The sequence below is a fragment of the Limosilactobacillus vaginalis DSM 5837 = ATCC 49540 genome (assembly GCF_000159435.1).
Taxonomy (GTDB): domain Bacteria; phylum Bacillota; class Bacilli; order Lactobacillales; family Lactobacillaceae; genus Limosilactobacillus; species Limosilactobacillus vaginalis.
In genome coordinates this window covers 1-506 of record NZ_GG693445.1, presented here as the reverse complement: position 1 = coordinate 506, position 506 = coordinate 1, and the positions used below count along the sequence as shown (strand labels likewise).

At 28.1% G+C, this 506-nt stretch carries 1 pseudogene; it reads right to left on the bottom strand.

From position 1 onward, the window contains the following. Positions 1-506: pseudogene (locus HMPREF0549_RS09940) on the bottom strand (glycosyltransferase family 2 protein); the annotation flags it as partial.

The window sequence follows — 506 nt, the reverse complement described above, 5'->3', positions numbered from 1 at the left end:
ATTTAAAAATACTTTTTTTCTTCTTAATCAAAATAAAGTCAACAAGCATACCCTTCTTTAACCTATACCATAAAGGAGTATCTGAAGACAGAAATAAATTTGATTCGTATAATGTGCACTTCCAATTCTCTACCTCTAATTTTCTTAAATTTCTTGATAATCCATCATCTAGATAATTACCTACAGTTAAAACTTTACTTATAAAAACAGATTTGTAACGCTGTGAAAACCAATAGTACAAAGGTTGCTCTGACATAAACTTTTCGTTCTTGAATACAGGAAAACGAAAATTATTAACACAAGAAGTAACAAAAACATCTGCATAATCACCCGTTATACGTCTTTTAAGCATATAATAGTACCTGTAATCAATATGACCCGAAACTTTAATTTTTAACATTGGATCATTAATTCCATTTTTACCATGTTCCATAATAATTGAACCAATACCCATATTTTTATAATGATCCCATGCATTCTTTATAATTAAAGAACCATCTTCTACT